22 protein-coding genes are annotated in these 21,215 nt (G+C 69.2%); 10 read left to right on the top strand and 12 right to left on the bottom strand.

Annotated features, from left to right (window positions below):
- Positions 1–93: 93 nt before the first annotated feature.
- Together HZ989_RS03335 and HZ989_RS03330 are read right to left on the bottom strand one after the other, a co-directional pair.
- Complete coding sequence (locus HZ989_RS03335) at positions 94–1,959, bottom strand: tetratricopeptide repeat protein (RefSeq protein WP_209322233.1); 1,866 nt, start codon at positions 1,957–1,959, stop codon at positions 94–96.
- A gap of 166 nt (positions 1,960–2,125) precedes the next feature.
- On the bottom strand, positions 2,126–3,400 hold the full coding sequence (locus HZ989_RS03330; RefSeq protein WP_209323021.1) for an aspartate kinase: 1,275 nt from the start codon (positions 3,398–3,400) through the stop codon (positions 2,126–2,128).
- A 70-nt stretch (positions 3,401–3,470) separates the two neighbouring features.
- Between HZ989_RS03330 and ubiG the strand changes: the two genes are divergently transcribed.
- Both ubiG and HZ989_RS03320 read left to right on the top strand, forming a co-directional pair.
- Entirely contained in the window at positions 3,471–4,286 is an 816-nt protein-coding gene (gene ubiG / locus HZ989_RS03325) for a bifunctional 2-polyprenyl-6-hydroxyphenol methylase/3-demethylubiquinol 3-O-methyltransferase UbiG (protein ID WP_209322232.1), read from the top strand.
- A gap of 98 nt (positions 4,287–4,384) precedes the next feature.
- Positions 4,385–4,594: a hypothetical protein gene (locus HZ989_RS03320; RefSeq protein WP_209322231.1), complete on the top strand. Its 210-nt coding sequence runs from the start codon at positions 4,385–4,387 to the stop codon at positions 4,592–4,594.
- Here the strand turns inward: HZ989_RS03320 and HZ989_RS03315 are convergent.
- The 5 genes from HZ989_RS03315 to HZ989_RS03295 are packed head-to-tail and all read right to left on the bottom strand — an operon-like array spanning position 4,591 to position 7,458.
- The gene (locus HZ989_RS03315; protein ID WP_209322230.1) at positions 4,591–5,097 is read right to left on the bottom strand and encodes a GNAT family N-acetyltransferase; all 507 of its coding nucleotides are present in this window, start codon (positions 5,095–5,097) and stop codon (positions 4,591–4,593) included. The genes HZ989_RS03320 and HZ989_RS03315 overlap by 4 nt on opposite strands.
- Complete coding sequence (locus HZ989_RS03310; RefSeq protein ID WP_209322229.1) at positions 5,097–5,528, bottom strand: DUF1178 family protein; 432 nt, start codon at positions 5,526–5,528, stop codon at positions 5,097–5,099. The genes HZ989_RS03315 and HZ989_RS03310 overlap by 1 nt, the downstream gene beginning before the upstream one ends.
- A complete protein-coding gene (locus HZ989_RS03305) occupies positions 5,525–6,361 on the bottom strand; it encodes a carbon-nitrogen hydrolase family protein (protein ID WP_209322228.1) in 837 nt (278 codons plus the stop codon). The genes HZ989_RS03310 and HZ989_RS03305 overlap by 4 nt, the downstream gene beginning before the upstream one ends.
- Entirely contained in the window at positions 6,361–6,618 is a 258-nt protein-coding gene (gene grxC / locus HZ989_RS03300; RefSeq protein WP_209322227.1) for a glutaredoxin 3, read from the bottom strand. The genes HZ989_RS03305 and grxC overlap by 1 nt, the downstream gene beginning before the upstream one ends.
- Before the next feature lie 33 nt (positions 6,619–6,651).
- On the bottom strand, positions 6,652–7,458 hold the full coding sequence (locus HZ989_RS03295; protein WP_209322226.1) for a ComF family protein: 807 nt from the start codon (positions 7,456–7,458) through the stop codon (positions 6,652–6,654).
- Between HZ989_RS03295 and HZ989_RS03290 the strand changes: the two genes are divergently transcribed.
- Positions 7,457–8,335, top strand: a complete 879-nt coding sequence (locus HZ989_RS03290) for a methyltransferase domain-containing protein (protein ID WP_209322225.1) — start codon at positions 7,457–7,459, stop codon at positions 8,333–8,335. The genes HZ989_RS03295 and HZ989_RS03290 overlap by 2 nt on opposite strands.
- Before the next feature lie 5 nt (positions 8,336–8,340).
- Here the strand turns inward: HZ989_RS03290 and HZ989_RS03285 are convergent, their stop codons facing one another.
- The 3 genes from HZ989_RS03285 to HZ989_RS03275 form a co-directional block, all read right to left on the bottom strand.
- Positions 8,341–9,093 (bottom strand): thioredoxin family protein, encoded by a 753-nt coding sequence (locus HZ989_RS03285; protein ID WP_209322224.1) that lies wholly within the window; start codon positions 9,091–9,093, stop codon positions 8,341–8,343.
- A gap of 91 nt (positions 9,094–9,184) precedes the next feature.
- The gene (locus tag HZ989_RS03280) at positions 9,185–11,377 is read right to left on the bottom strand and encodes a prolyl oligopeptidase family protein (RefSeq protein WP_209322223.1); all 2,193 of its coding nucleotides are present in this window, start codon (positions 11,375–11,377) and stop codon (positions 9,185–9,187) included.
- A gap of 145 nt (positions 11,378–11,522) precedes the next feature.
- Positions 11,523–13,712: a prolyl oligopeptidase family protein gene (locus HZ989_RS03275; protein WP_209322222.1), complete on the bottom strand. Its 2,190-nt coding sequence runs from the start codon at positions 13,710–13,712 to the stop codon at positions 11,523–11,525.
- Positions 13,713–13,806: 94 nt separating this feature from the next.
- Between HZ989_RS03275 and dapF the strand changes: the two genes are divergently transcribed.
- Positions 13,807–14,640, top strand: coding sequence for a diaminopimelate epimerase (gene dapF, locus HZ989_RS03270; protein ID WP_245162501.1), 834 nt, complete (start codon positions 13,807–13,809; stop codon positions 14,638–14,640).
- On the opposite strand, the gene HZ989_RS03265 is transcribed toward dapF, so the two are convergent.
- Positions 14,641–14,862, bottom strand: coding sequence for a DUF1674 domain-containing protein (locus HZ989_RS03265; protein ID WP_209322221.1), 222 nt, complete (start codon positions 14,860–14,862; stop codon positions 14,641–14,643). It lies immediately after the preceding gene.
- 148 nt (positions 14,863–15,010) lie between these two features.
- On the opposite strand from HZ989_RS03265, the gene HZ989_RS03260 reads away from it, so the two are divergent.
- The 6 genes from HZ989_RS03260 to HZ989_RS03235 all read left to right on the top strand — a co-directional run bounded on the left by HZ989_RS03260 (position 15,011) and on the right by HZ989_RS03235 (position 19,681).
- The gene (locus tag HZ989_RS03260) at positions 15,011–16,243 is read left to right on the top strand and encodes an argininosuccinate synthase (protein WP_209322220.1); all 1,233 of its coding nucleotides are present in this window, start codon (positions 15,011–15,013) and stop codon (positions 16,241–16,243) included.
- 188 nt (positions 16,244–16,431) lie between these two features.
- Positions 16,432–16,860, top strand: a complete 429-nt coding sequence (locus tag HZ989_RS03255; protein WP_209322219.1) for a hypothetical protein — start codon at positions 16,432–16,434, stop codon at positions 16,858–16,860.
- Positions 16,861–16,954: 94 nt separating this feature from the next.
- The gene (locus tag HZ989_RS03250) at positions 16,955–17,482 is read left to right on the top strand and encodes a hypothetical protein (protein WP_209322218.1); all 528 of its coding nucleotides are present in this window, start codon (positions 16,955–16,957) and stop codon (positions 17,480–17,482) included.
- 56 nt (positions 17,483–17,538) lie between these two features.
- On the top strand, positions 17,539–17,805 hold the full coding sequence (locus HZ989_RS03245; RefSeq protein ID WP_209322217.1) for a DUF6356 family protein: 267 nt from the start codon (positions 17,539–17,541) through the stop codon (positions 17,803–17,805).
- Position 17,806: 1 nt separating this feature from the next.
- Positions 17,807–19,042, top strand: coding sequence for a CaiB/BaiF CoA-transferase family protein (locus HZ989_RS03240; protein ID WP_245162433.1), 1,236 nt, complete (start codon positions 17,807–17,809; stop codon positions 19,040–19,042).
- 15 nt (positions 19,043–19,057) lie between these two features.
- Entirely contained in the window at positions 19,058–19,681 is a 624-nt protein-coding gene (locus HZ989_RS03235; RefSeq protein WP_209322216.1) for a hypothetical protein, read from the top strand.
- A 169-nt stretch (positions 19,682–19,850) separates the two neighbouring features.
- Here HZ989_RS03235 and odhB read toward each other — a convergent pair whose 3' ends face one another.
- Positions 19,851–21,128, bottom strand: a complete 1,278-nt coding sequence (odhB, locus tag HZ989_RS03230) for a 2-oxoglutarate dehydrogenase complex dihydrolipoyllysine-residue succinyltransferase (protein WP_209322215.1) — start codon at positions 21,126–21,128, stop codon at positions 19,851–19,853.
- Positions 21,129–21,215 lie beyond the last annotated feature (87 nt).

The raw sequence follows: 21,215 nt of genomic DNA, 5'->3' as shown, positions 1-21,215 counted from the left end.
TGCAACGCGCCGTGCGAAGATCGGTTTTCCGGTTCGTTCTTTCTGTCTGCTGGAGCGAGTGGCGCTCAGGCGTCGATGAAGGAATGTTATCGGCTAGGCCTTCAGGCGTTCACCCGCCGCCAGGGCTGCGCGGCCCTCGCGCTCGCGCCCGGACGCAATCAACGCCCGGCCGAGGCCCAGATGCGCAGCACTCCAGTTTGGGGCCCGCTCGATGGCCTCACGATAGGCTGCCGCCGCCTCGCGCGCCTTGCCCTGCCGAAAAAGGACGTCGCCTTCCAGCTTGTAGGCGTCAGCCCAGCGAGGGCCTTCGCGTTGAGCGTCGCGGAACAGGGCCAGGGCACCATCGACATCCCCTCGCCCCAGCCTCGCTTCACCCCAGGCCGACAGGGCGAAGGGGCCCGGCGCGGCCAGCTGGACAAAGCGCGCGAACAGGCGATCCGCTGCAGGCCGATCTCCCATCGCCTCGGCCACGGCCGCCCTGGCCCCGACACAGGCGGCGCAGTCGTCGGGCAGGGTCGCCGCCAGCCGGGCCGCCTCCGCGACATTCCCCACCTTGATCTCCGCGATGACGAGCGGCGGCGTCAGGGAGGTGATGACGGCGGTGGAGGCGGACGCAGGTGCCGCATCGATCATGGCGCGAAAGCGGTCGCGCGCCGTCCGCCAGTCGCCGCGTTCCGCGGCCAGTTCGGCGCGAGGCTGGAGCACGCGACGGTACTGGTTGCTGTATCGCTCGGGCTCGGTATCTGGAACGAGGCGGCCGATGATCGCGCGCGCGCCGTTGACGTCATGCAGGGCAACCGCAGCCGAGGCGGCGATCCACTGCCCCTGTTCGTCAGTGTTCAGGTAGGTGGTCTGGCTCTGCCGCCTCTGGAAAAGCCTGGTGGCCTCTTTGAAGTCGCCGCGCAACAACGGCACCTGTGAGGCGTTGAAGTAACCGATCGCAATGCCGGTTTCGGACAGCTTGCCCCGGCCGCTGGTCAGGAGGGCAACCGATCGCTCGATCGCCGCCAGAGAAGCGCGTTCATGGCCGAGCTTGCCTTCGGCGATGCCGAGATTTACCCAGCCGAGGCCCAGTTCGGGATCAAGATCGACCGCCTGTCGTGCGGCGAAGACGGCGGCGCGGATGTCGCCGCTTTCCAGGTGGAGATTGCTGATCTGGGCCCAGGCCCAGGCGCGTTCATCGTAGGGGCCGTTCGTTGCCAGATCGACGGCCACAGCCATCGCCTGTTCCATGCGGCCGGTGAACTCCAGATATTTGCTGTACCGGAACGGCTGGGTGCGCTGGAAAACGGTCTCGGCCGCCTGCTGCATCAGGCTATCGATATCCGCCTCAGCACCCTGCCGGGTCACGGCACCGGCAGAGCCGACGCGCACGGTCACCGCCACCTGATCGCCGATGCGGACCACTTCGCCGCCAATGCCGGTCCGCTTGCCGAGCCACTGGCGCAGATATTTGTCCAGTTCGCCGATGGAGACGCCGGTCTGCGGAATCTCCACCTGGATCTCGCTGCCCCAGTCGTTGCGAAAGGTCTCGGGGGCCCGGAGCGACTGGGCCTGGCCATCGATCCGGGCCAGCCGGTCCAGCAGCTTGGAGGCCAGCACCTCGCCCGTCAGGCCGCGCTGCACAAGGTCGGGGGGCGCACTGAACGCCTGGATGAGCAGGCTGCGGTCCTGGCTGGCGTTCCAGACCATCATGCCGAGCGCGCCGGCGGCGATCAGCCCGGCCACGCCGCCCATGATCTTCAGCCCCGCGCCGATCCGCTCGCTGAACCCCTGGAGCTTGAGGTGTCTCAGCTGTTCATCCAGCAGGCGGCCTTGCTTCACCAGCACATCGTGCGCCGGGCCGACCGGCGCATCACCGCTGGCCTCGGCCCCCATGGCGATCTCGATCGCATCCGGCGTGGTCGGGGCCGCGACGGACTTCTTCCGTCGTGAGCGCGGCGCTGAAGCGTCTGCCATACGTCATATCCCCCCAGAGACAGATGATAATGACCCCGGTCTGAATCGAAAGAGGAGAAGGCTGTCGCCCACCGTCAAACGTTCAGCGCATGTCGCCCAGGCGCGGGACAGGGCACACCCGCCAACCACCCCGGGTGGACGCTGGTCGGGTCCGCCTACAGGCCTCTCAAACCGCTTCCAGCCCATAGGCCGAATGCAGGGCGCGGACGGCCAGTTCGGCATAGGCGGCGTCGATCAGGACGCTGATCTTGATCTCCGAGGTCGAGATGGCCTGGAACTTGACGCCCTTGTCGGCCAGGGCGCGGAACATGGTCTGGGCCACGCCCGCGTGGCTTCGCATGCCGACGCCGACGACCGAGACCTTGGCCACGTCCTCGTCGACGCGGATCTCCTCGAAGCCGATGGCGCCCTGGGCCGCGCGCATCAGGTCGGCGGCGCGGGCGGCGTCGCGGCGGCCGGTGGTGAAGGTCAGGTTGACCGCGCCTTCGGTCCGGGCCTGGGACTGGACGATCATGTCGACATTGACACTGGCCTCGGCCAGGCGGGTGAAGACGTCGGCGGGGGCGTCGACCCGGTCGGACAGGCCCAGCAGGGTGATCCGGGCCTCGTCACGGCTCATGGTGACGCCGGACACGATGCGTTTTTCCACGATTTCTTCCTCGTCACAGATGAGCGTGCCGGACTTGGCGGGCAGGACGCCGTTTTCGTCGGGTTCGATGAAGCTGGACAGGACCCGCACCGGCACCTGTTTGGCCATGGCCAGCTCGACCGAGCGGGTCTGGAGCACCTTGGCCCCCAGGGAGGCCATCTCCAGCATCTCCTCGTAGGAGACCTTTTCCAGCCGCCGCGCCCGGCTCTCGATGCGGGGATCGGTCGTATAGACGCCGTCCACGTCGGTATAGATGTCGCACGGACAGCCCAGGGCCGCCGCCACCGCCACGGCCGAAGTGTCCGATCCGCCGCGGCCCAGGGTGGTGATCCGGCCCGACGGCGAAAGGCCCTGGAACCCCGGCACCACCGCGATCTCCCCGGCGTCCAGCGCGGCCCCCAGGACCTCGCCCGGCACATCGACGATGCGGGCGCGGGCGTGATCCTCGTCGGTCAGGATGGGAATCTGCCAGCCCATCCAGCTGCGGGCGTTCAGGCCCATGTTGCGCAGGGTGATGGCCAGCAGACCCGAGGTGACCTGTTCGCCGGAGGCGACGACCACATCGTATTCATCGTCCGACAGCGGCAGACCGGCGGCCGCCGCACCCGCCCCGTCCGTCCAGGCCACCAGCTCATTGGTCTTGCCCGCCATGGCCGACACCACGACGGCGACGGAATGTCCGGCCCGGACCTCGGCGGCGACGATGCGCGCGGCACGGCGGATGCGCTCCAGGTCGCCCATGGAGGTGCCACCGAACTTCATCACCAGGCGTCTGGACACCGGCGTCGTCATCGTGTCCGCGTCATCGTGGCGGAAATCCCCGTCTTGCATGGCGGGCGCAAAAGGGGTTCACCCTTGCGCCATGGCCGCTTCTAACGACCCCTTGTCCGGGCGCAAACCCCAAACGGGGCAAGACTTTGCCGATATCGCCACGGATCGCGCCGAGGGGGCCAGCATCGACCCGGCCGACGTCGCGCGCTTTTCGGCCCAGGCGGCGGAATGGTGGGATGCGCGCGGGCCGTTCGCGCCCCTGCACAGGTTCAATCCGGCCCGGCTGGCCTTCATCCGCGATCGGGTCGCGGAGCGTTTTCACCGCGATCCGGCCAGACGGGAGGCCTTCGCGGGACTGAGCCTGATCGACATCGGTTGCGGCGGCGGGCTGATCGCCGAGCCGATGCGGCGGCTGGGGTTCACCGTCACGGCGATCGACGCCTCGTCCGAGAACATCGGCACCGCCCGGACCCATGCGGACGAACAGGGGCTGGACATCGCCTATCGCGCCGCCACCGTCGAACAGATCGAGGCCGAGGGGGCGGGTCCGTTCGACGTCGTTCTGGTGCTGGAGATCATCGAACACGTCGCCGATCCCGAAAGCTTCCTGCGCGCCTGTTCGCGGCGGGTGGCCCCCGGCGGCATCATGATCGTGGCCAGCCTGAACCGGACGCTGAAGTCCCTGGCCCTGGGCAAGATCGCGGCGGAATACATCCTGCGCTGGGTGCCGGCGGGGACCCACGACTGGCGACAGTTCCCCAGGCCCGACGAGATCCGGAGGATGCTGTCGGCCGAACCCCTGACCGTCACCGGGCCGTCCGGCCTGGTCTACAACCCGCTGACCGACCGCTGGGGCGAAAGCGCGGATGCCGACGTCAACTTCATGATGGTCGCGACCCGGGACTGAAGCGTCACCTTACCGCGAATTCACCCACATGACGGGATCGTAACGGGATTCCGGCAGGCCCGGGTGGCATCGAGAGGCTTCAAACCGTGGAGCCTCTCATGAAACGCCTTCTGATCCTCGCCAGCCTGTCTGCCGCCCCGATGACCACGGGCTGCATCACCGTGATCGACGCCGACAGCGACGACATGGCCTGGCACGGCAACAATGCCCAGCCCTTCGACGCCGCGCGCGACGAGTGCGACGAACGCACCGACGGTCGAGACGCCTTCCGCGCCTGTATGGCCGAAAAGGGCTGGACCCGCAGCTAGACGGTCGGCGCGACGTCCCGGGTCATGTAGCGGGCGTCCGGACCATAGCTGGCCAGTCGGGTCGCCATGTCCGGAGCCTCCCGGACCTCGAACCCGTGACCGCGCCAGAACGCGGTGGCATCGTTGACGGCGACCAGGGCGACGGTCGGCCATCGGCCGGCCCGGGCCCGATCGACCACCGCGCGGACGGCCGGTCTCGACCAGCCCTGACCCCGGACCGCCGGAGTCAGGGCGAGGTCGTGCAGATACATGACCCCGGCGTCCGCCGGAATCGCCTCGATCAGGGTGTTCAGGGCCGGGGTCGCATCCACGCGCCAGGGATAGGCGACCAGATAGCCTTCCAGCCCCTGCGACGTCTGCAGCACCAGACAGCCCGCCGGACTGAGCGCCAGCCGGTTCGCGAAACAGTCCCGGCCCTCGAAATGGTCGGGAAAACCGATCGCGGCGATCTCGGCCACGCGGTCCAGATCGTCGGCGCGCATCGGCCGCCAGCCGGTCTGCATCAGTTGACCTTGGCGGGATCGATCGGCGCGGGCGGCAGCGCAGTGCAGGGCACGCCGTCCGCCTTCAGCGCCTTCACCTCGGCGGGCGTCGCCTCGCCATAGATCTCGCGTTTCTCGGACTTGCCTTCGTGAATGGCGCGGGCCTCGCGGGCAAAGGTGTCGCCGACATAGTCGAAGTTCGCCTCGACGTGGCTGCGCACCTCGCGTGCGGCCTGCATCATCAGGGTCTGGACCCTGGCCATGTCCACGGCGGGCGCGGCGCTTCGCGTTCCGGCGACGGCGGGGGCCATGATCTGCTTCGATACGTCTCGCGATCCGCAGAACGGGCATTCGACCAGCCCCCGGGCGGCCTGGTCGTCATAGTCGCCGGACGATCCGAACCAGGCCTCGAACGGATGGTCGGCCTCACATCTCAGGGCATAGCGGATCATGGGGCTGCGAACGCGCGGTCGTGCCGCAACTGGGGTACGGAGGCACGGGCCACCTCGACCGCCGCGAGGTCGAGCGTCGCATGCAGCACGGCCGGGTCGTCGTGATCCAGCCTGGCGATCACCTCGCCCCACGGTCCGACGACGATGGACCGGCCCCAGGTCCTGCGACCGTCCTCGTGCATGCCGCCCTGGGCCGGGGCCAGGATGAAGGCGCCGGTCTCGATCGCGCGGGCGCGGAGCAGGATCTCCCAGTGGGCCTCGCCGGTCGGGACAGTGAAGGCGGCGGGCACGGCGATCATGCCGGCGCCGGCCCTGGCCAGCTGGCGGAACAGATGCGGGAACCGCACGTCGTAACAGACCGTCAGGCCCAGTCTGCCCCAGGGCGTGCCTGCCACGCAGGCCCCGTCGCCCGGCCGGATCGACGCACTTTCGCGATAGGTCTCCCCATTGGCCAGGTCGACGTCGAACACATGCAGCTTGTCGTAGCGCGCCACGATCGAGCCGTTGGCATCGATCAGCAGTGAGCGGTTCGCCGCCCGGTCGTCGCCCGCATGGCCGGACCGGACGATGGCCGAGCCGATCAGCAGCCAGACGCCCAGTTCGGCCGCCAGATGCCGCAGGCCGATCACGGCCACGTCCTGATCCTCGTCGACGATCGCCAGCACCCGCCGATCCCGGCGCTGTTCCAGCAGGTTCGAGCCTTCGGGCGTCAGGATCAGCCTGGCGCCCTCCGCCGCCGCCTTGCGAATCAGCGGCTCGACGTGCGCCAGGGCCGCGGTGGCCGTGGCGGGCGTCCGCGTCTGGATCAGGGCGATGGGCAGGCTAGATGACATCAGGCGGCCAGCAGGGGATCCAGCCCGCCACGACGGTCCAGGGCGCTCATGTCGTCGGCCCCGCCGATGTGTTTTCCGTCGATGAAAATCTGGGGGAAGGTGGCCTTGCCGCCGGCCTTTTCGACCATCTCGGCCTTTTTGGCCGGATCGCTGGAGGCGACGATCTCGGTATAGGCCGCGCCCTTGCGGTCCAGCAGCGCCATGGCCGCGTGGCAATAGGGGCAACCGGGCTTGGTATAGAGGACGACGTCGGCCAAGGCGAAACTCCGAAAAACTGAGGGGTATACGGCTTACTTAGGGACTTCGCGTGCCGTTCGCACCCTTGCGATGACGGCCAGATCGACGGCGCGGGCCCCGCCCTCCAGCAGGACCTTCGCGCAGGCCTCGGCCGTGGCCCCGGTCGTCAGCACATCGTCGATCAGCAGGATGCGCCGCCCCCGGACACGGCGCGCACCCGCCTCGGTCAGGGTGAAGGCCGATTTGACGTTCAGCCGCCGACCCCGCGCGCTGCGCCCGCCCTGGGATTGCGTCCGCGTCGTGCGCAGCAGGGCGTCGGGCAGATAGTCCAGCCGCGCCGACCGGGCCAGGGGCCGGGCGATCTCGGCCGACTGGTTGAACCGTCGCGCCAGCAGGCGCGTGGGATGCAGCGGCACGGGCACCACGGCATCGGCCTGGTCGATCAACGGGGCGGCGGCGCGACCCAGCCAGCGGGCGAAGAGGCCCGCGAACTGCTGCTGGTCGCCATGCTTGAACCGCAGGATCAGGCCGCGCGACGCCGCGTCATAGACGCAGGCCGCCCGGCAGCGCGAAAACCGGTAGGGAGAGGCGAGGCAGGCCGCGCAGCGGTCCGAGGCGAAATCGCCGCCGTCGTATTCGAACGCCGCGCCGCACCCGTCGCAGACCGGGTCCTCCAGAAACACGACCCGGCTCCAGGCGTCGGCCGTCAGGCCTGCGGCCTGGGTCGCCTCGCGGCTGTCGTGGGCCATGGGGGGCAGGATCAGGTCGGCGATCCCCCGACCGATGGCGGCCATGCCGAGGACCGCGCGCGCACGAGCCGCTTCCCAACGCGCGCTCCAGTCCCCATCCTGAAGGTTCATGACCGCCCCCGGCCCCCCCGTCATCTTCGATTCCGCCCGCCGCGCCTTGCGTCTGGCCCGATCCGCGCCCCTGTTCGCCCGGGCCGACTTCCTGCATCGCCGGGCGGCGGAGAATGCGGTCCTGAGCCTCGAAGCCACCTTGCGACAGTTTCCGGTCGTCGTCGACCTGTCGGCCCAGGCGGGCGTGTTCGGGGCAGTCCTCGGCGACAGCGACGCATCGGGACGCATCGGCCGGCCGGCGATCCTGCGGGCCGATCCGGCCGATCCGGGCTCCAGACCGCTGGACCTCGCTGACGCATCGACCGATTTGATCGTGTCGCTGATGACCCTGCACTGGGCCAACGACCTGCCCGGCGCGCTCAGCCAGATCCGGCGCGCGCTGAGGCCCGACGGACTGTTCCTCGGCACCCTTCTGGGCGCGGGCACCCTGAAGGAGCTTCGCGCCGTCCTGACCGAGGCCGAGCTGGCCGAACGGGGCGGGGCCCAGGCGCGCGTCTCGCCGTTCGCGGACGGGTTCGACGGCGCCGGCCTGTTGCAGCGGGCCGGATTCGCCCTGCCGGTCGCCGATGTGGACCGTCTGACGGTCCGCTACCCGGACCTGTTCGCCCTGATCCGCGATCTGCGCGCCATGGGCGAGACCCATGTCCTGGCCGGCACCACCCGGCCGCTGACGCGCAGCATCGTCGCGCGCGCTGCCACGCTGTACGGAGAGCGATACGGCGAGCCGGACGGCCGGATCCCGGCGACCTTCGAGATCGTCAATCTGGCGGGCTGGGCCCCGCACGAGGGCCAGCAGAAGCCCCTGCCCCGCGGTTCGGCCAGGGTCCGGCTCGCCGACGCCCTGGGCGTGGTCGAGCACGGACGCGGGAAGCCATAGGTGGTTCAGTCCTGACGCAGCGCCGCCGTCAGGATGCGACGATCTGCGCGCGCCTGCACCAGGACCACGGTCCGGTCCTGGGCGTCGGCGAGAGTCGGCAGGGTCAGAAGGATCGGCTGGCCGCGCCAAGCCCCCAGCCGGGTCAGGCTGCGGACCACATTGACCGAGCCGATGACCTGGCCCCGGTTGTCGCCGCCGGAGACGCTGACGTCCTGGCGGCCGGGCCGATAGGTGATGGCCCAGACGTCGGCACCGCCGGCCGGTACCCGTCCGCTGCCGATGCCGACCGCCTCGCCGCCTTCGCGAAACTGGACCTCGGGCGGGAAGATGCGGCGGGTGGCCTCCTCGTCGACCGCGTCCTGAACGGCGTCGGCATCGACGCCGGAGACCTGACGACGGCCGTCGATCACGACCTGGGGCGTATAGACGCCACGCAGCCGCAGGGCCGACTGATAGGCCCGCTGGCGCTGGGCGAACTCCGGCCGGGCGAAGGTGTCGGCCCAGCCCAGATAGTCCCAGTAGTCGACCGACCAGGTCAGGGCGATCACGCCGGGCGTCTCCGCCAGCGTCTCCACCACGCGGTTGGCCCCGGTGCAGCCGGAACAGCCCTGGGCGGTGAACAGCTCGACCACCACCGGCTCGGCCGTGCGGACATTGCGGACCGCAGGGTGTGGAGCGGCCGGCCGGGCAGCCGACTCGACCGCGCCCCCACAGATCAGGGCGGCGACCGCTGCGATGATGAAGCCCCGTGCGTTCATGGGGCGAAGTCCTAACCGGAAGCATCCGGGACCGCGCCTCATAATCGTGTGAACCCGTCCTCGTGCACCGCGCGACGGGGGAGGATCAAACTCAGTCCATCAGTTGCTGGCTCAGATAGACATAGTGGCGGGCCCACCGCCGGGCATTGGCGACCGGGTCGGCGTCGTTGGAGTGGCCGCCCGAGGTCTCCTCGTAATACAGGTGATCGTGGCCCTGATCGCCCAGCCGGGCCGCGAACTTCCTCGCATGGCCCGGATGGACGCGGTCGTCGCGGGTGTTGGTGGTGATGTAGACGCGCGGATAGTCCGTCTCGGGCCGCAGCTGCTGATAGGCGGAATAGCGGGCGATGAAGGCGGCGTCGCCGGGGATGCGCGGGTCGCCGTATTCGCCGATCCAGGACGCCCCGGCCGGCAGGTCCGGATAGCGCAGCATGTCGATCAGAGGGCTCTCGATCACAGCTGCGTTGAACAGGTCCGGGTGCTGGGTGATCGACACGGACGTCAGGACGCCGCCGTTCGACCGGCCGTAGATGCCCAGGTGCCGGGCAGAGGCGATGCCGCGCGTCTGCAGGTCGCGGGCCACGGCGGCGAAGTCGTCGAAGGCCAACTGGCGGTTCTCCCGCAGGGCCGCCTGGTGCCAGGCCGGACCGAACTCGCCCCCGCCCCGGATGTTGGCCACGACATAGGCCCCGCCGTTCTCCAGCCACAGCTTGCCCAGCTCGGGCTTGTAGGCGGGCGGGAAGGCGATCTGGAAACCGCCGTAACCGAACAGGACCGTCGGCGTCGATCCGTCGCGCGGGGCGTTGACCGGACGGACGACGAAATAGGGGATCATCGTGCCGTCGGTGGAGGCGACCTCGAACTGTTCGACCCCATGGGTCGTGGCGTCGAACTGGGCCGGGGCCTGCCTGACCTGGCCCAATTCGCCGGTCGCCACGTCGGCGAGGCTCAGCGTTGGCGGGGTCAGGAAGCCCTGGCTCGACACGAACACCGCGCCCCGCGAGCGGGAGGCGTCTCCCAGCGCCACGGCGCTGTTGGCCGGAACGTCGATCCCGGTCGCGTGCCAGCGGATGTGGGTGGGGTCCGTCGTGTCGGGCGTGAAGACCTTGAGCGTGCCGACGACGTTGTCGGATACGACCGACACGATCCGGTCCGACATCACGGTCGTGTCCTGCAGGGACTGGCGCGTGCCGGGGTGGAAGATCACCTGCGGGTCGTTGTCGCTGCGGACGATCTCCGGCTGTTGCAGCGTCGTCAGGCTGGCCGCAACCAGATCGCCTGCGGGCAGGGTGCCGCCGGGGATGACCCAGGGTTCCTCGAGCGAGACGATCAGCTGCGTCCCCATCGTGCCCTGGACGGCGACCCGCTCGGGCAGGTTCAGCCGTACGGCGCGCCCGTCGACCCATTGCCAAGTCTGGGCGCGGAAGGTGTCCAGCGGCCGACTGAACAGGACGGCCTCGACCACGCCATCCTTGTCGCGATAGACGGCCGGACTGACGCCATAGCCGCCGTCGCCCTGTTCGCCGCGATAGACCTCGGTCGCCTGGGCCAGCGTCCGGCCGCGCGACAGGGATTTGACGATATAGGGATAGCCACTCTCGGTCAGGGTTCCCGGCCCGAAGTCGGTGGCGACCAGCAGGGTGTCGCGATCCAGCCAGCTGAGCCGGTGCTTGCCTTCGGGCAGGACGAAGCCCCCATCCCGGCCCTGAGCCGGGACGAAGGCCCTGGTGGTGGTGTCGAACTCGCGCACCACGACCGCATCCTTGCCGCCCTCCGACAGGGAAACCAGGCAGCGAGTCTCGTCCGGAGCCAGGCAGTTCGCGCCCTTCCAGACCCAGTCCCGGCCCTCGGCGCGGGACAGGGCATCGATATCGATAAGGGTCTCCCACATCGGGGTCGCGCTGCGATAGCTGTCCAGCGTCGTGCGCCGCCACAGGCCCTTGGGATTGGTCGCATCCTGCCAGAAATTGCCGATACCGTCGCCGAGGAAGGCCGGAGTCGGGATGCGGGCGGTGGAGGACAGGATGTCGAAGGCCTGCTGGCGGAAGGTCTCGTAGCGCGGATCGCCGGTCAGGGCGGCGAGCGACCGTTCGTTCTCGGCCCGGACGAAGGCCATGGCCTCGGTCCCCTCGACCGCCTCCAGCGCCAGATGATCGTCGGCGGCGCGGACGCCCGCGGGCGACAGATCGGCCGGGAGGTGGGGCGGGGGCGTCTGGGCCAGGGCGGGCGCGGGCGCGGCAAAGACCATCAGGGCCGTGACCGCCATCAAGGTTTGGATACGCATTTCACTCTCCGCTCATCCCCGCGAAAGCGGGGATCCAGTTCTGTGGGCCGTTGCGACCACCCGTAAGGCAAGACGCTCATCCCAGCCGCCGTGCCTCACCAAAGCACTGGGTCCCTGCTTTCGCGGGGATGAGCGGAAGTCACGTTCAGTCCATCAGCCTACGGCTCAGATAGGTGTATTCCAGGGCGATCCGGCGGGCGGTTTCGCGCAGGTTCGCCCCGGCCGCGTGGCCACCGTCGGTGTTCTCGTAGAACAGGACCGGATAGCCGAGCTGTTCCAGCCGTGCGGCGGCCTTGCGTGCATGGCCCGGATGGACGCGGTCGTCCTTGGTCGAGGTGTGGATGAAGACTTCCGGATAGGGCTGTCCCGCCCGCAGGTTCTGGTACGGCGAATAGGCCTGGATCCAGGCGCGTTCCTCAGGGATGTCCGGATTGCCGTATTCGGCGATCCAGGAGGCCCCCGCCAGCAGGCGATGGAAGCGCAGCATGTCGAACAGGGGCACCTGGATGACGGCGGCATTGATCAGGTCCGGCCGCTGGGTCAGCATCGCCCCCATGAACAGCCCGCCCTGGGACCCGCCCATGATGCCGAGGCGGGGCTGGGACGTGATGTTGCGCGCGATCAGGTCCAGCGCCACGGCCTGGAAATCCTCATGCGCGCGCTGCCGGTTTTCCTGCAGGGCCGCGTCGTGCCAGTTGGGGCCGAACTCGCCGCCGCCGCGCGTATTGGCGACGACATAGACCCCGCCCCGCTCCAGCCACAGCTTGCCGACCGTCGGCGAATAGCCGGGCAGCAGCGAGCTCTGGAACCCGCCATAGCCGTACAGCAGCGTGGGGTTTGATCCGTCCAGCGCCAGGTCGATTTTGTGGACGACGAAATAGGGGATCATCGTCCCGTCGGCGGACCGGGCCTCGAACTGATCGACCGTCATGCCGTCGGCGTCGAACTTGGCGGGCAGGGCCTTGACCGGGGCGACCGCGCCGCTGGCCGCGTCGGCAAGATACAGGCTCTGCGGCGTCAGATAGCCGGACACATTGACGAAGACCCGGTCGTCGACCTCGGAGGCCGACCCCAGGCCGATCGTGGCGTTCTGCGGCAGGTCCAGACGGCGGCGGGTCCAGTCCCCGTCGGGATCGGGCGTATACACATAGGCCGCGCCGCGCACATTCTCGAACAGGCCGACGATCAGGTGGTTGCGGGTGGCGGTGACCGCCTCGACCGCCTCGCGCTCCGTGGGGCGGATGATCAGCCGGGCCCGGGTCGTCGGGTCGGCCAGCCAGGCCTGCAGCGGCCAGGCGACGACGTCACCGGCCCGGAACGTCTGGCCAGAGGGGGCGGTCCAGTCCTGCTTGATCGTGACCACCAGCTGGCCCTGGACCAGGGCGTCGATGTCGGACTTGGCCGGCAGGGCCAGCTGCGTCGTCGTGCCGTCGGGGTTCAGGCGGTGGGTCTCGCCCTCATAGAAGCTGATGCCCCGGTTGATCAGGACGGCCTGGACAGCCCCGTCCGCATCGCGCAGCGTATAGCCGCCGACCGAGACGTCCGAAGGCTGGCCCGTGAAGACTGTCTCGGCCTGATCGATCGTCTGGCCCCGCTTCATCCGCTTGACAATCATCGGATAGCCCGAGGTCGTCAGGGTGCCGGGCCCGAAGTCGCGGGCGACCAGAAGGGTGTCGGCATCGACCCAGGCGACGCCGCCCTTGGACTCGGGCAGTTCGAAGCCGCCATCCCGGCCTTGAGCCGGGACGAAGGCGCGGGCCTCGGAATCGAATTCGCGGATCACGACCGCGTCCTTGCCGCCGTCGGACAGGGAGACCAGACACAGCCGCTCCTCGGGGGGCAGGCAGGTCGAGCCCTTGTAGACCCAGTTCTTGCCCTCGGCCGCCGACAGGGCGTCGATGTCGAGGATGGTCTGCCATTCCGGCGCGTCGGTGCGATAGCTGTCCAGCGTCGTGCGACGCCAGAGGCCGCGCACATGGTCTGCGTCCTGCCAGAAATTATCGATCATGCCCGCATGGGTGAAGCCCGGCGCGGGGATGCGGTCGCGGGCCTGGACCAGGGCCAGGGCCTGTTCGTGCAGGGCCTCGTAACGCGGATCGCCCTGCAGCACGCCCAGAGAGCGGGTATTGTGTTCGTTGACCCAGGCCATGGCGCGCTCGCCGTCGACCTCTTCCAGCCACAGCCAGGGATCGGTCGCGTCCGAGGTGGCGAAGGCTCCGGCGGCCAGCGGGGGGTTGGGCGGGGTCCGATCGGAAGCGGTCTGGGCCATGGGGCTCGATGCGAAGGAGAGGAGGGGCAGAAGGGTGGCGAGCAACAGGCCGGACGATCGATGCATGCAGAGCGCTCCGTGAGGGATGAGGCACCTTAGCGGCGAGGCGGCCGGCGGCAAGTGGGTTGGGACCCGGCGGGCGAGGGGCTATATGCGGCGCATGCAGGCCTCCACCCCCTTCGTGAAGATGAACGGCGCGGGCAACGACTTCGTCGTCGTCAATGCGCTGGAGACGCCGTTCACGCCGGACGGCGACCGGGTCAGGGCGCTGGCGAACCGCCAGACGGGCCAAGGTTTCGACCAGCTGATCGCCATCGAACCGTCGGACCGCGCGGACGCCTTCATGCGGGTGTGGAATGCCGACGGCGGCGTGGTCGAGACCTGCGGCAATGCGCTGCGCTGCGTCGGCTGGATGCTGATGCAGGCCAACGGCACCGACAGCGTCACCATCGACACCCTGGGCGGCACGACAATTGCCCGCCGTGCCGGACCGGACCGGGTCACCGTCGACATGGGCGCGCCCCGGCTGGACTGGCGCGAGATCCCCCTGGCCGAGGAGATGGATACGCGCGGCATCGAGCTGCAGATCGGGCCGATCGACGATCCCGTCATGCATACGCCCGGTGCCGTCAGCATGGGCAATCCGCACGTCGTCTTCTTCACCGACCGGCTGGACGACGTCTTCGTCACCGGCGCGGGGTCGATGATCGAGCACCACCCCCTGTTTCCGCAGGGCGTGAACGTCGGCTTCGCCCATGTGCTTGGGCAGGATCGTATCCGTCTGAGGGTCTGGGAGCGCGGGGCCGGCCTGACCCGGGCGTGCGGGACGGGGGCCTGTGCAGCGCTGGTGGCGGCCTCACGCCGGGGGCTGACGGGGCGGAGCGCGACCGTGGTCGTCGACGGTGGCGAACTGCGGATCGACTGGGACGAGGGTACCGGTCACGTCCTGATGACCGGCCCGGTGGAGATCGAGCGCACGGGTCACCTGGGCTGATCAGAAGTCGATCGCCAGTCCCTTCTTCTCCCAGTCGCCGTAGCGCGTCGGCTCGGGTCCGCGGGGTCCGCCGTGCTCCTCCGGAAGAGCCTGGGCCCCGATCGCGGCGCGTCGTTCGGCGGCCTCGGCCAGGGCGCGGCGGGCGGCGTCGGTCAGGACCCGCGGCGGCGTTTCCTGCGCTGCATTGTCGTTGAGGGCTGGCGTGGGAGCGTTGTCGGTCACGGCGGCATCCGGTGGCTGTCCCGTTCAGATAGTGCCGCCCGCGAGGATCGCCAGCCGACTCGCCGCATTCCGGCCCTTGCATCGCGCGGCACGAGGCCCTTTAAGCGCCGCCAATCCCCGCCACGCATCGTTCTCCAAGGATCCCGCCATGGCCAAGGCCTCCGAAAAACCCGTCAGGAAGGTCGTCCTGGCCTATTCCGGCGGTCTGGACACCTCGATCATCCTGAAATGGCTCCAGACCGAGTACAATGCCGAGGTCGTGACCTTCACCGCCGACCTGGGTCAGGGCGAGGAACTGGCCCCGGCACGCGAAAAAGCCCTGAAGATGGGCATCAAGCCCGAGAACATCTTCATCGACGACCTGCGCGAGGAGTTCGTGCGCGACTTCGTCTTCCCGATGTTCCGCGCCAACGCCCTGTATGAAGGTCAGTACCTGCTCGGCACCTCGATCGCGCGGCCGCTGATCGCCAAGCGCCAGATCGAGATCGCCCGAATGGTCGGCGCCGACGCCGTCTGTCACGGTGCGACCGGCAAGGGCAACGATCAGGTCCGCTTCGAGCTGGGCTATTATGCGCTGGAGCCGGACATCCGCGTCATCGCCCCCTGGCGCGAGTGGGAATACCGCAGCCGCGAGGCCCTGCTGGACTTCGCCGAGAAGAACCAGATCCCGATCTCGAAGGACAAGCGCGGCGAGGCCCCGTTCAGCGTCGACGCCAACCTTCTGCACTCCTCGTCCGAGGGCAAGGTGCTGGAGGATCCGGCTGTCGAGGCCCCGGAGTTCGTGCATCAGCGCACCATCTCGCCCGAAGACGCGCCGGACCGGCCGCACGTCTTCACCATGACCTTCGAAAAGGGCGACGCGGTCGCCATCGACGGCGAGGCCATGAGCCCGGCCACCCTGCTGACGAAGCTCAACGCACTCGGCCACGACAACGGCGTGGGCCGCCTGGACCTGGTCGAGAACCGCTACGTCGGCATGAAGTCGCGCGGGGTCTATGAGACGCCGGGCGGCACCATCCTGCTGGCGGCGCACCGGGGCATCGAGTCCATCACCCTGGATCGCGGGGCCATGCACCTGAAGGACGAGCTGGCGGTCAAATACGCCCAGATGATCTACAACGGCTTCTGGTTCGCGCCGGAGCGCGAGATGCTGCAGGCCGCCATCGACCACAGCCAGCAAAAGGTCTCGGGTACCGTCCGCATCAAGCTCTACAAGGGCAATGTCTCGGTCATCGGCCGCGAGAGCGCCAACAGCCTCTACGATCAGGATCTGGTCACCTTCGAGGAAGGCGTTCAGGCCTATGACCACAACGACGCCGCCGGCTTCATCAAGCTGAACGCCCTTCGCCTGCGGGTTCTGGCCAAACGCAACGCCCGCTGATCCATCCTCGATCCGGAGACCCCGGCGCGCCGGTTTGCCATGAATGGTGCGGAAGAGGCTGAACCGGACGCGACGGCACCGGTCGACGCGCCCGCCCGCCAAGCGACTCGGGCAGCTTACGGCGAAGTAACTTGAGACAGGACGGCATTCGGCGGACCCTGGGGTCATCAGATCCCAAGGAGCCGACCATGATCCGTGCGCTGTCCCTCGCCACCGCCGCCGCTGCCGCGCTGCTCGCCGGCCCCGTCCTCGCCCAGAATGCAACCCCTGCACCGACCGCGCCCGTGGCGGCGACGGCCGTCCCGACCGAGGCCGAGATCAGCGCTGCGGGCGATGCTTTCGGCGCGGACATGGAGGCCATGCAGGGCGAACTCCAGGCCGCCCGGACCGCCGCCGGAACCGATACCGCCAGAGCCAATGCCGACGCGGATGCCATCCAGGCCGCTCACCAGGTCAAGGCCGACGCGTTCGCGGCGATGTTCAAGGCCTTCGCCGACGCGAACCCCGGCATGATCCCGGCCGAGGCCGTCACGACCATCATGACCCAGATCAAGACCGCGCCGGCGACCCTCCGCGCGGGCGTCATGTCGGCCCCGGCGGGCACGCCCGCCACCTGAGGGATGCCGCGCGGGGGGGCTTACTGCGAAGTAACTTGAGGTCGGACGCCGTTCGGCGGACCTTGAGGTCATCAGATCCCAAGGAGCCGCCGTCATGATCCGTGCCCTTTCCCTCGCCGCCGCCCTCGCCGTCCTGCCGCTGTCCAGCGCACTGGCCGGCGAAATGCCCCGCGATCCCGATGGCGCATCCCAGGCCGCGATCGAGGCCGCGGCCTCGGCCTTCGAGGCCCGCATGGAAGCCTTCGGCGAACGGGCCGAGGCGGTCTCGGCCGACGAAAGCCTGAGCGCCGACCAGCGCGAGGCGCGCATTGCGGCGATCTGGGCCGAGTATGCGCCCGAGGTCTCGGCCTTCACCGCCGAGATCACCCGTCACGCCAGCAGCATCGCCCGGCAGGCGCTGGCCAATATCGACGTCGAGGCCCTGGTCGCCGATGCCCTGAACGACCCCGAGGTCCACGGAGCCCTGGCGGCCGCGGCCGGTATGGCACAGAACGGTGCGTGGGCCGCCAACGACCCGGAACAACAGGTCACCTATGGCCTGATCGCCCAGTACGCTCTGGATCAGGCCGCCGAAGCGGTCTCGGAAGCGGATGCGGACGTCACGGTCACGACCGGGGACTGAGGCCGTCCGTTTGGCGCGGGGTAGTGAGATGCCGCATCCCGCGCTAGGGTGGCCGGATGTTCCGGCCCCTGACCCGCCTGTTCGTCGATCATCCCCGGGAGGTCGGCGAGAGCTATCTGCACCACGCGGTCGCCGCCTCGCGCTTCGGGTTCCGGCTTGCGGGCCTGTCCGGCGCGGCCTTCGTGCATGCCCTGGTGCCCGGGCTGCACAGGACGACCGTCTCGACCGAGATCAAGGCCATGGCCGACGACCTCGGCTATCGCGCAGAGGTCGCCCGCGAGACGCGGATGGCCGAGGCCGGCGCCTTCGATCCCGGTCTCTGACATGACGCCGATGCCCCAGGCCCTGGCGGGCGTTCGCGTGCTCGACCTGTCGCGCGTTCTGGCGGGACCCTGGGCCACCCAGTTGCTGGCCGATCTGGGGGCCGAGGTCATCAAGATCGAACGGCCGGGCGTGGGCGACGACACCCGCGCCTGGGGCCCGCCCTTCATCACCCGGACCGATGGTTCGCGTGGCGACAGCGCCTATTTCATGTGCGCCAACCGGGGCAAGAAGTCGGTCGCACTGGACATGGCCTCGACCGAAGGCGCCGATACGATCCGGCGGCTGGCCGCGACCTGCGATGTGGTCGTGGAGAACTTCAAGGTCGGCGGCCTGGCCAGGTACGGACTGGACTATGCCTCCCTGTCGAAGGACCGGCCCGGGGATCGACCCGCCCTTGTGTATTGCTCAATCACCGGCTTTGGCCAGACCGGCCCGCGCGCGCATCAGGCCGGCTACGACTATATGATCCAGGCCATGGGCGGGCTGATGAGCGTCACCGGCCAGCCCGACGGCACCCCCGGGGCCGAACCGATGAAGGTCGGGGTCGCCGTGGTCGATCTGGCCACCGGGCTTTATGCCTCGAACGCTATCCTCGCCGCCCTGCTGCATGCCCGGTCGACCGGACAGGGCCAGCATATCGACATCGCCCTGTTCGACGTCCAGGCCGCCATGCTGGCCAATCAGGCGACGAATTACTTCGTGTCCGGCGTCGCCCCGAGCCGGATGGGCAATGCCCACCCCAACCTCGTGCCCTATCAGCCCTTTCCGTGCACGGACGGCATGGTCGTGATCGCCGTCGGCAACGACGCGCAGTTCCGCGCCCTGTGCGGCGTGCTGGGAGCGGACGCCCTGGCCGGCGACGACCGCTATGCCACCAACGCGGGCCGGATCGAACATCGCGCCGAGCTGGTCGCGGCGCTCTCGGCGCGGACGCGCGGCCTGACGATGGGCGCGCTGATGGCGACGCTGGAACCTGCCGGCGTCCCCTGCGGCCCGGTCAACACCATCGACCAGGTCTTCGACGAGCCCCAGGCGAAGCATCGCGGGCTGGAGGTCGAGCAATCGCGTGCCGATCTTTCGCAACTGGTCCGGACCGTGGCCTCGCCGATCCGTTTGTCGCAGACGCCCATGCGGTACGACGTCCCGCCCCCGGCCCTTGGGCAGGACACAGACGCCGTTCTGGCGTCGATCCGGCCTGACGACGCGGCCCCCGTGAGGCAGGCCGACACGGAGTGAGCCATGAGCCGGTCGATGCTTCCCTCAAGCTCGCTCAGGGCCCGCTGGGGCGAGGCGACCCACGCCCAGCGGATCACGGCGGTGGCGATCATCGCGACCCTCTGCGGTCTGATCCTCCTGCTGGGTCGGACGCAGCGCGACGGGCAGGAAAAAGTGCTGCGCGACCAATTCCACCTCCCCGACGATGTCGCCTTCGTCGTCATGGAGCACGGCAGCGCCAAGCTGCGGTGGCCGAGGCTCCGCGCCACTGCGCAGCTGTCCGACGCGGCCCTGGCGAGCTATGTCGGCGGACTGGACAGGGTTGAGATCTGGAGGCCGACGCCCCTCCACTATCGCGGGGTGAGCCGGATCGATGCCTACGGGCCCGGGGCCTTGACCTGGCGCTCCGAACGGCCGCCCCCCGCCTATGGGAGCGATGGCATGGCCTCCGGGGGCATCTTCGCTGACCCCGACGTCCAGGCCATCAGGCGCGGTCGGTATTTCTGTTTCGCGGTCCTGCCGCTCGACCCTGGCCCGCCCCCCGCGGATCCGCGTCACCGCGCCGTGCCATGCAGCGATCTACCTCGGGGCACTGATCCCGTCGCGGTCGTGCAGGGCGCGCTGGACCTCGACCGCCGCGCCTTGCATATGGGTGTCTGAACCGCAGGCCGCCGTATCGCGACCCAACGACTCCTAGAGCCTGATCGGCTGAGGGGGAATCGCTTCGCGATTCCGCCGATGCCGTGAATCAGGCTCCAGATATGAGCGAGGGCATGATTCACGCTTTCGGTTGGACCCACGACGTGGGTCCACCTCAAACGATCATGCTCTAGAGGTCCAGCAGCGCCCGCGCCGGGTCTTCCAGCAGCTGCTTGATCCGCACCAGGAAGGTCACGGCCTCCTTGCCGTCGACGATGCGGTGGTCGTAGCTGAGGGCCAGATACATCATCGGCCGGATCTCGACCTGGCCGTTCACGGCCATCGGGCGCTGGACGATGTTGTGCATGCCCAGGATGCCGGACTGCGGCGCATTCAGGATCGGGGTCGACATCAGCGAGCCATAGGTGCCGCCGTTGGTGATGGTGAAGGTGCCGCCCTGCAGCTGGTCCAGCGTCAGGTCGCCGTCGCGGGCGGCCCTGCCGAGCGCGGCAATGCCCTTCTCGATGCCCGCCAGCGACAGGGTGTCGGCGTCGCGCAGCACCGGCACGACCAGACCCTTCTCGGTCCCGACAGCGACGCCGATGTCATAGTGGTTCTTGTAGATGATGTCGGTGCCGTCGATCTCGGCATTGACGGCCGGGATCTCCTTCAGCGCCGCGACAACCGCGCGGGTGAAGAAGCTCATGAAGCCCAGCTTCACGCCATGCGCCTTCTCGAACGCGTCCTTGTACTGGGTGCGCAGGGCCATAACGGTAGTCATGTCCACCTCGTTGAAGGTGGTCAGCTGGGCGGCGGTATTCTGGGATTCCTTCAGGCGGCGCGCGATGGTCTGGCGCAGCCGCGTCATCTTGACCCGTTCCTCGCGCGGCTGGTCGGCGCGCGGCGCGACGGCCACGGCCGGAGCGGGTGCGGGTGCGGGTGCGGGTGCCGTGGCCCTGGCCGGTGCGGACGTCGCGGCACCGGCGGCGGCCAGGGCATCGCCCTTGGTGATGTTGCCCTTGGGGCCGGTCGGCGCGATGGCCGAGGCATCCAGGTTGTTCTCGGTCACGATCCGCTGAACCGAAGGCGACAGGGCCGCGTCGGCGGCGGGGGCCTTGAAGGCGGCCGATCCGCTGTTGGCCGAACCGCCCGAAGGCGCGGCGGGTGCCGGCGTCGGCGCGGGGGTGGCGGCGACCGGCGCAGCAGCAACATCGGCGGGCCCGGTGGCGGCGGCGCCTTCGGTGACGGCCCCCAGGATCGCGCCCGGGGTGACCGTGTCGCCCTCGGCGAAGTGGATGGCCCCCAGGGTGCCGTCCGTCGGCGAGACGACCTCCAGCGAGACCTTGTCGGTTTCCAGCTCGACCAGAGTCTCGTCCTTCCTGACCGCGTCACCGACCTTTTTGGACCATTTGGCGATGGTCGCCTCGGAAACGGATTCACCGAGCGTGGGGGTCAGGATGTCGGCCATGGGGAGGGTTCCGGTCGTTCAGTCAGCGTCAGGACGTGGCGGTCATATAGGCGATAATGGCGTCGGGCGGGAGGTGCCCGACGCCGG

The organism is Brevundimonas sp. AJA228-03 (genome assembly GCF_017795885.1).
Lineage (GTDB): Bacteria > Pseudomonadota > Alphaproteobacteria > Caulobacterales > Caulobacteraceae > Brevundimonas.
This window is presented reverse-complemented; position numbering and strand designations above follow the sequence as displayed.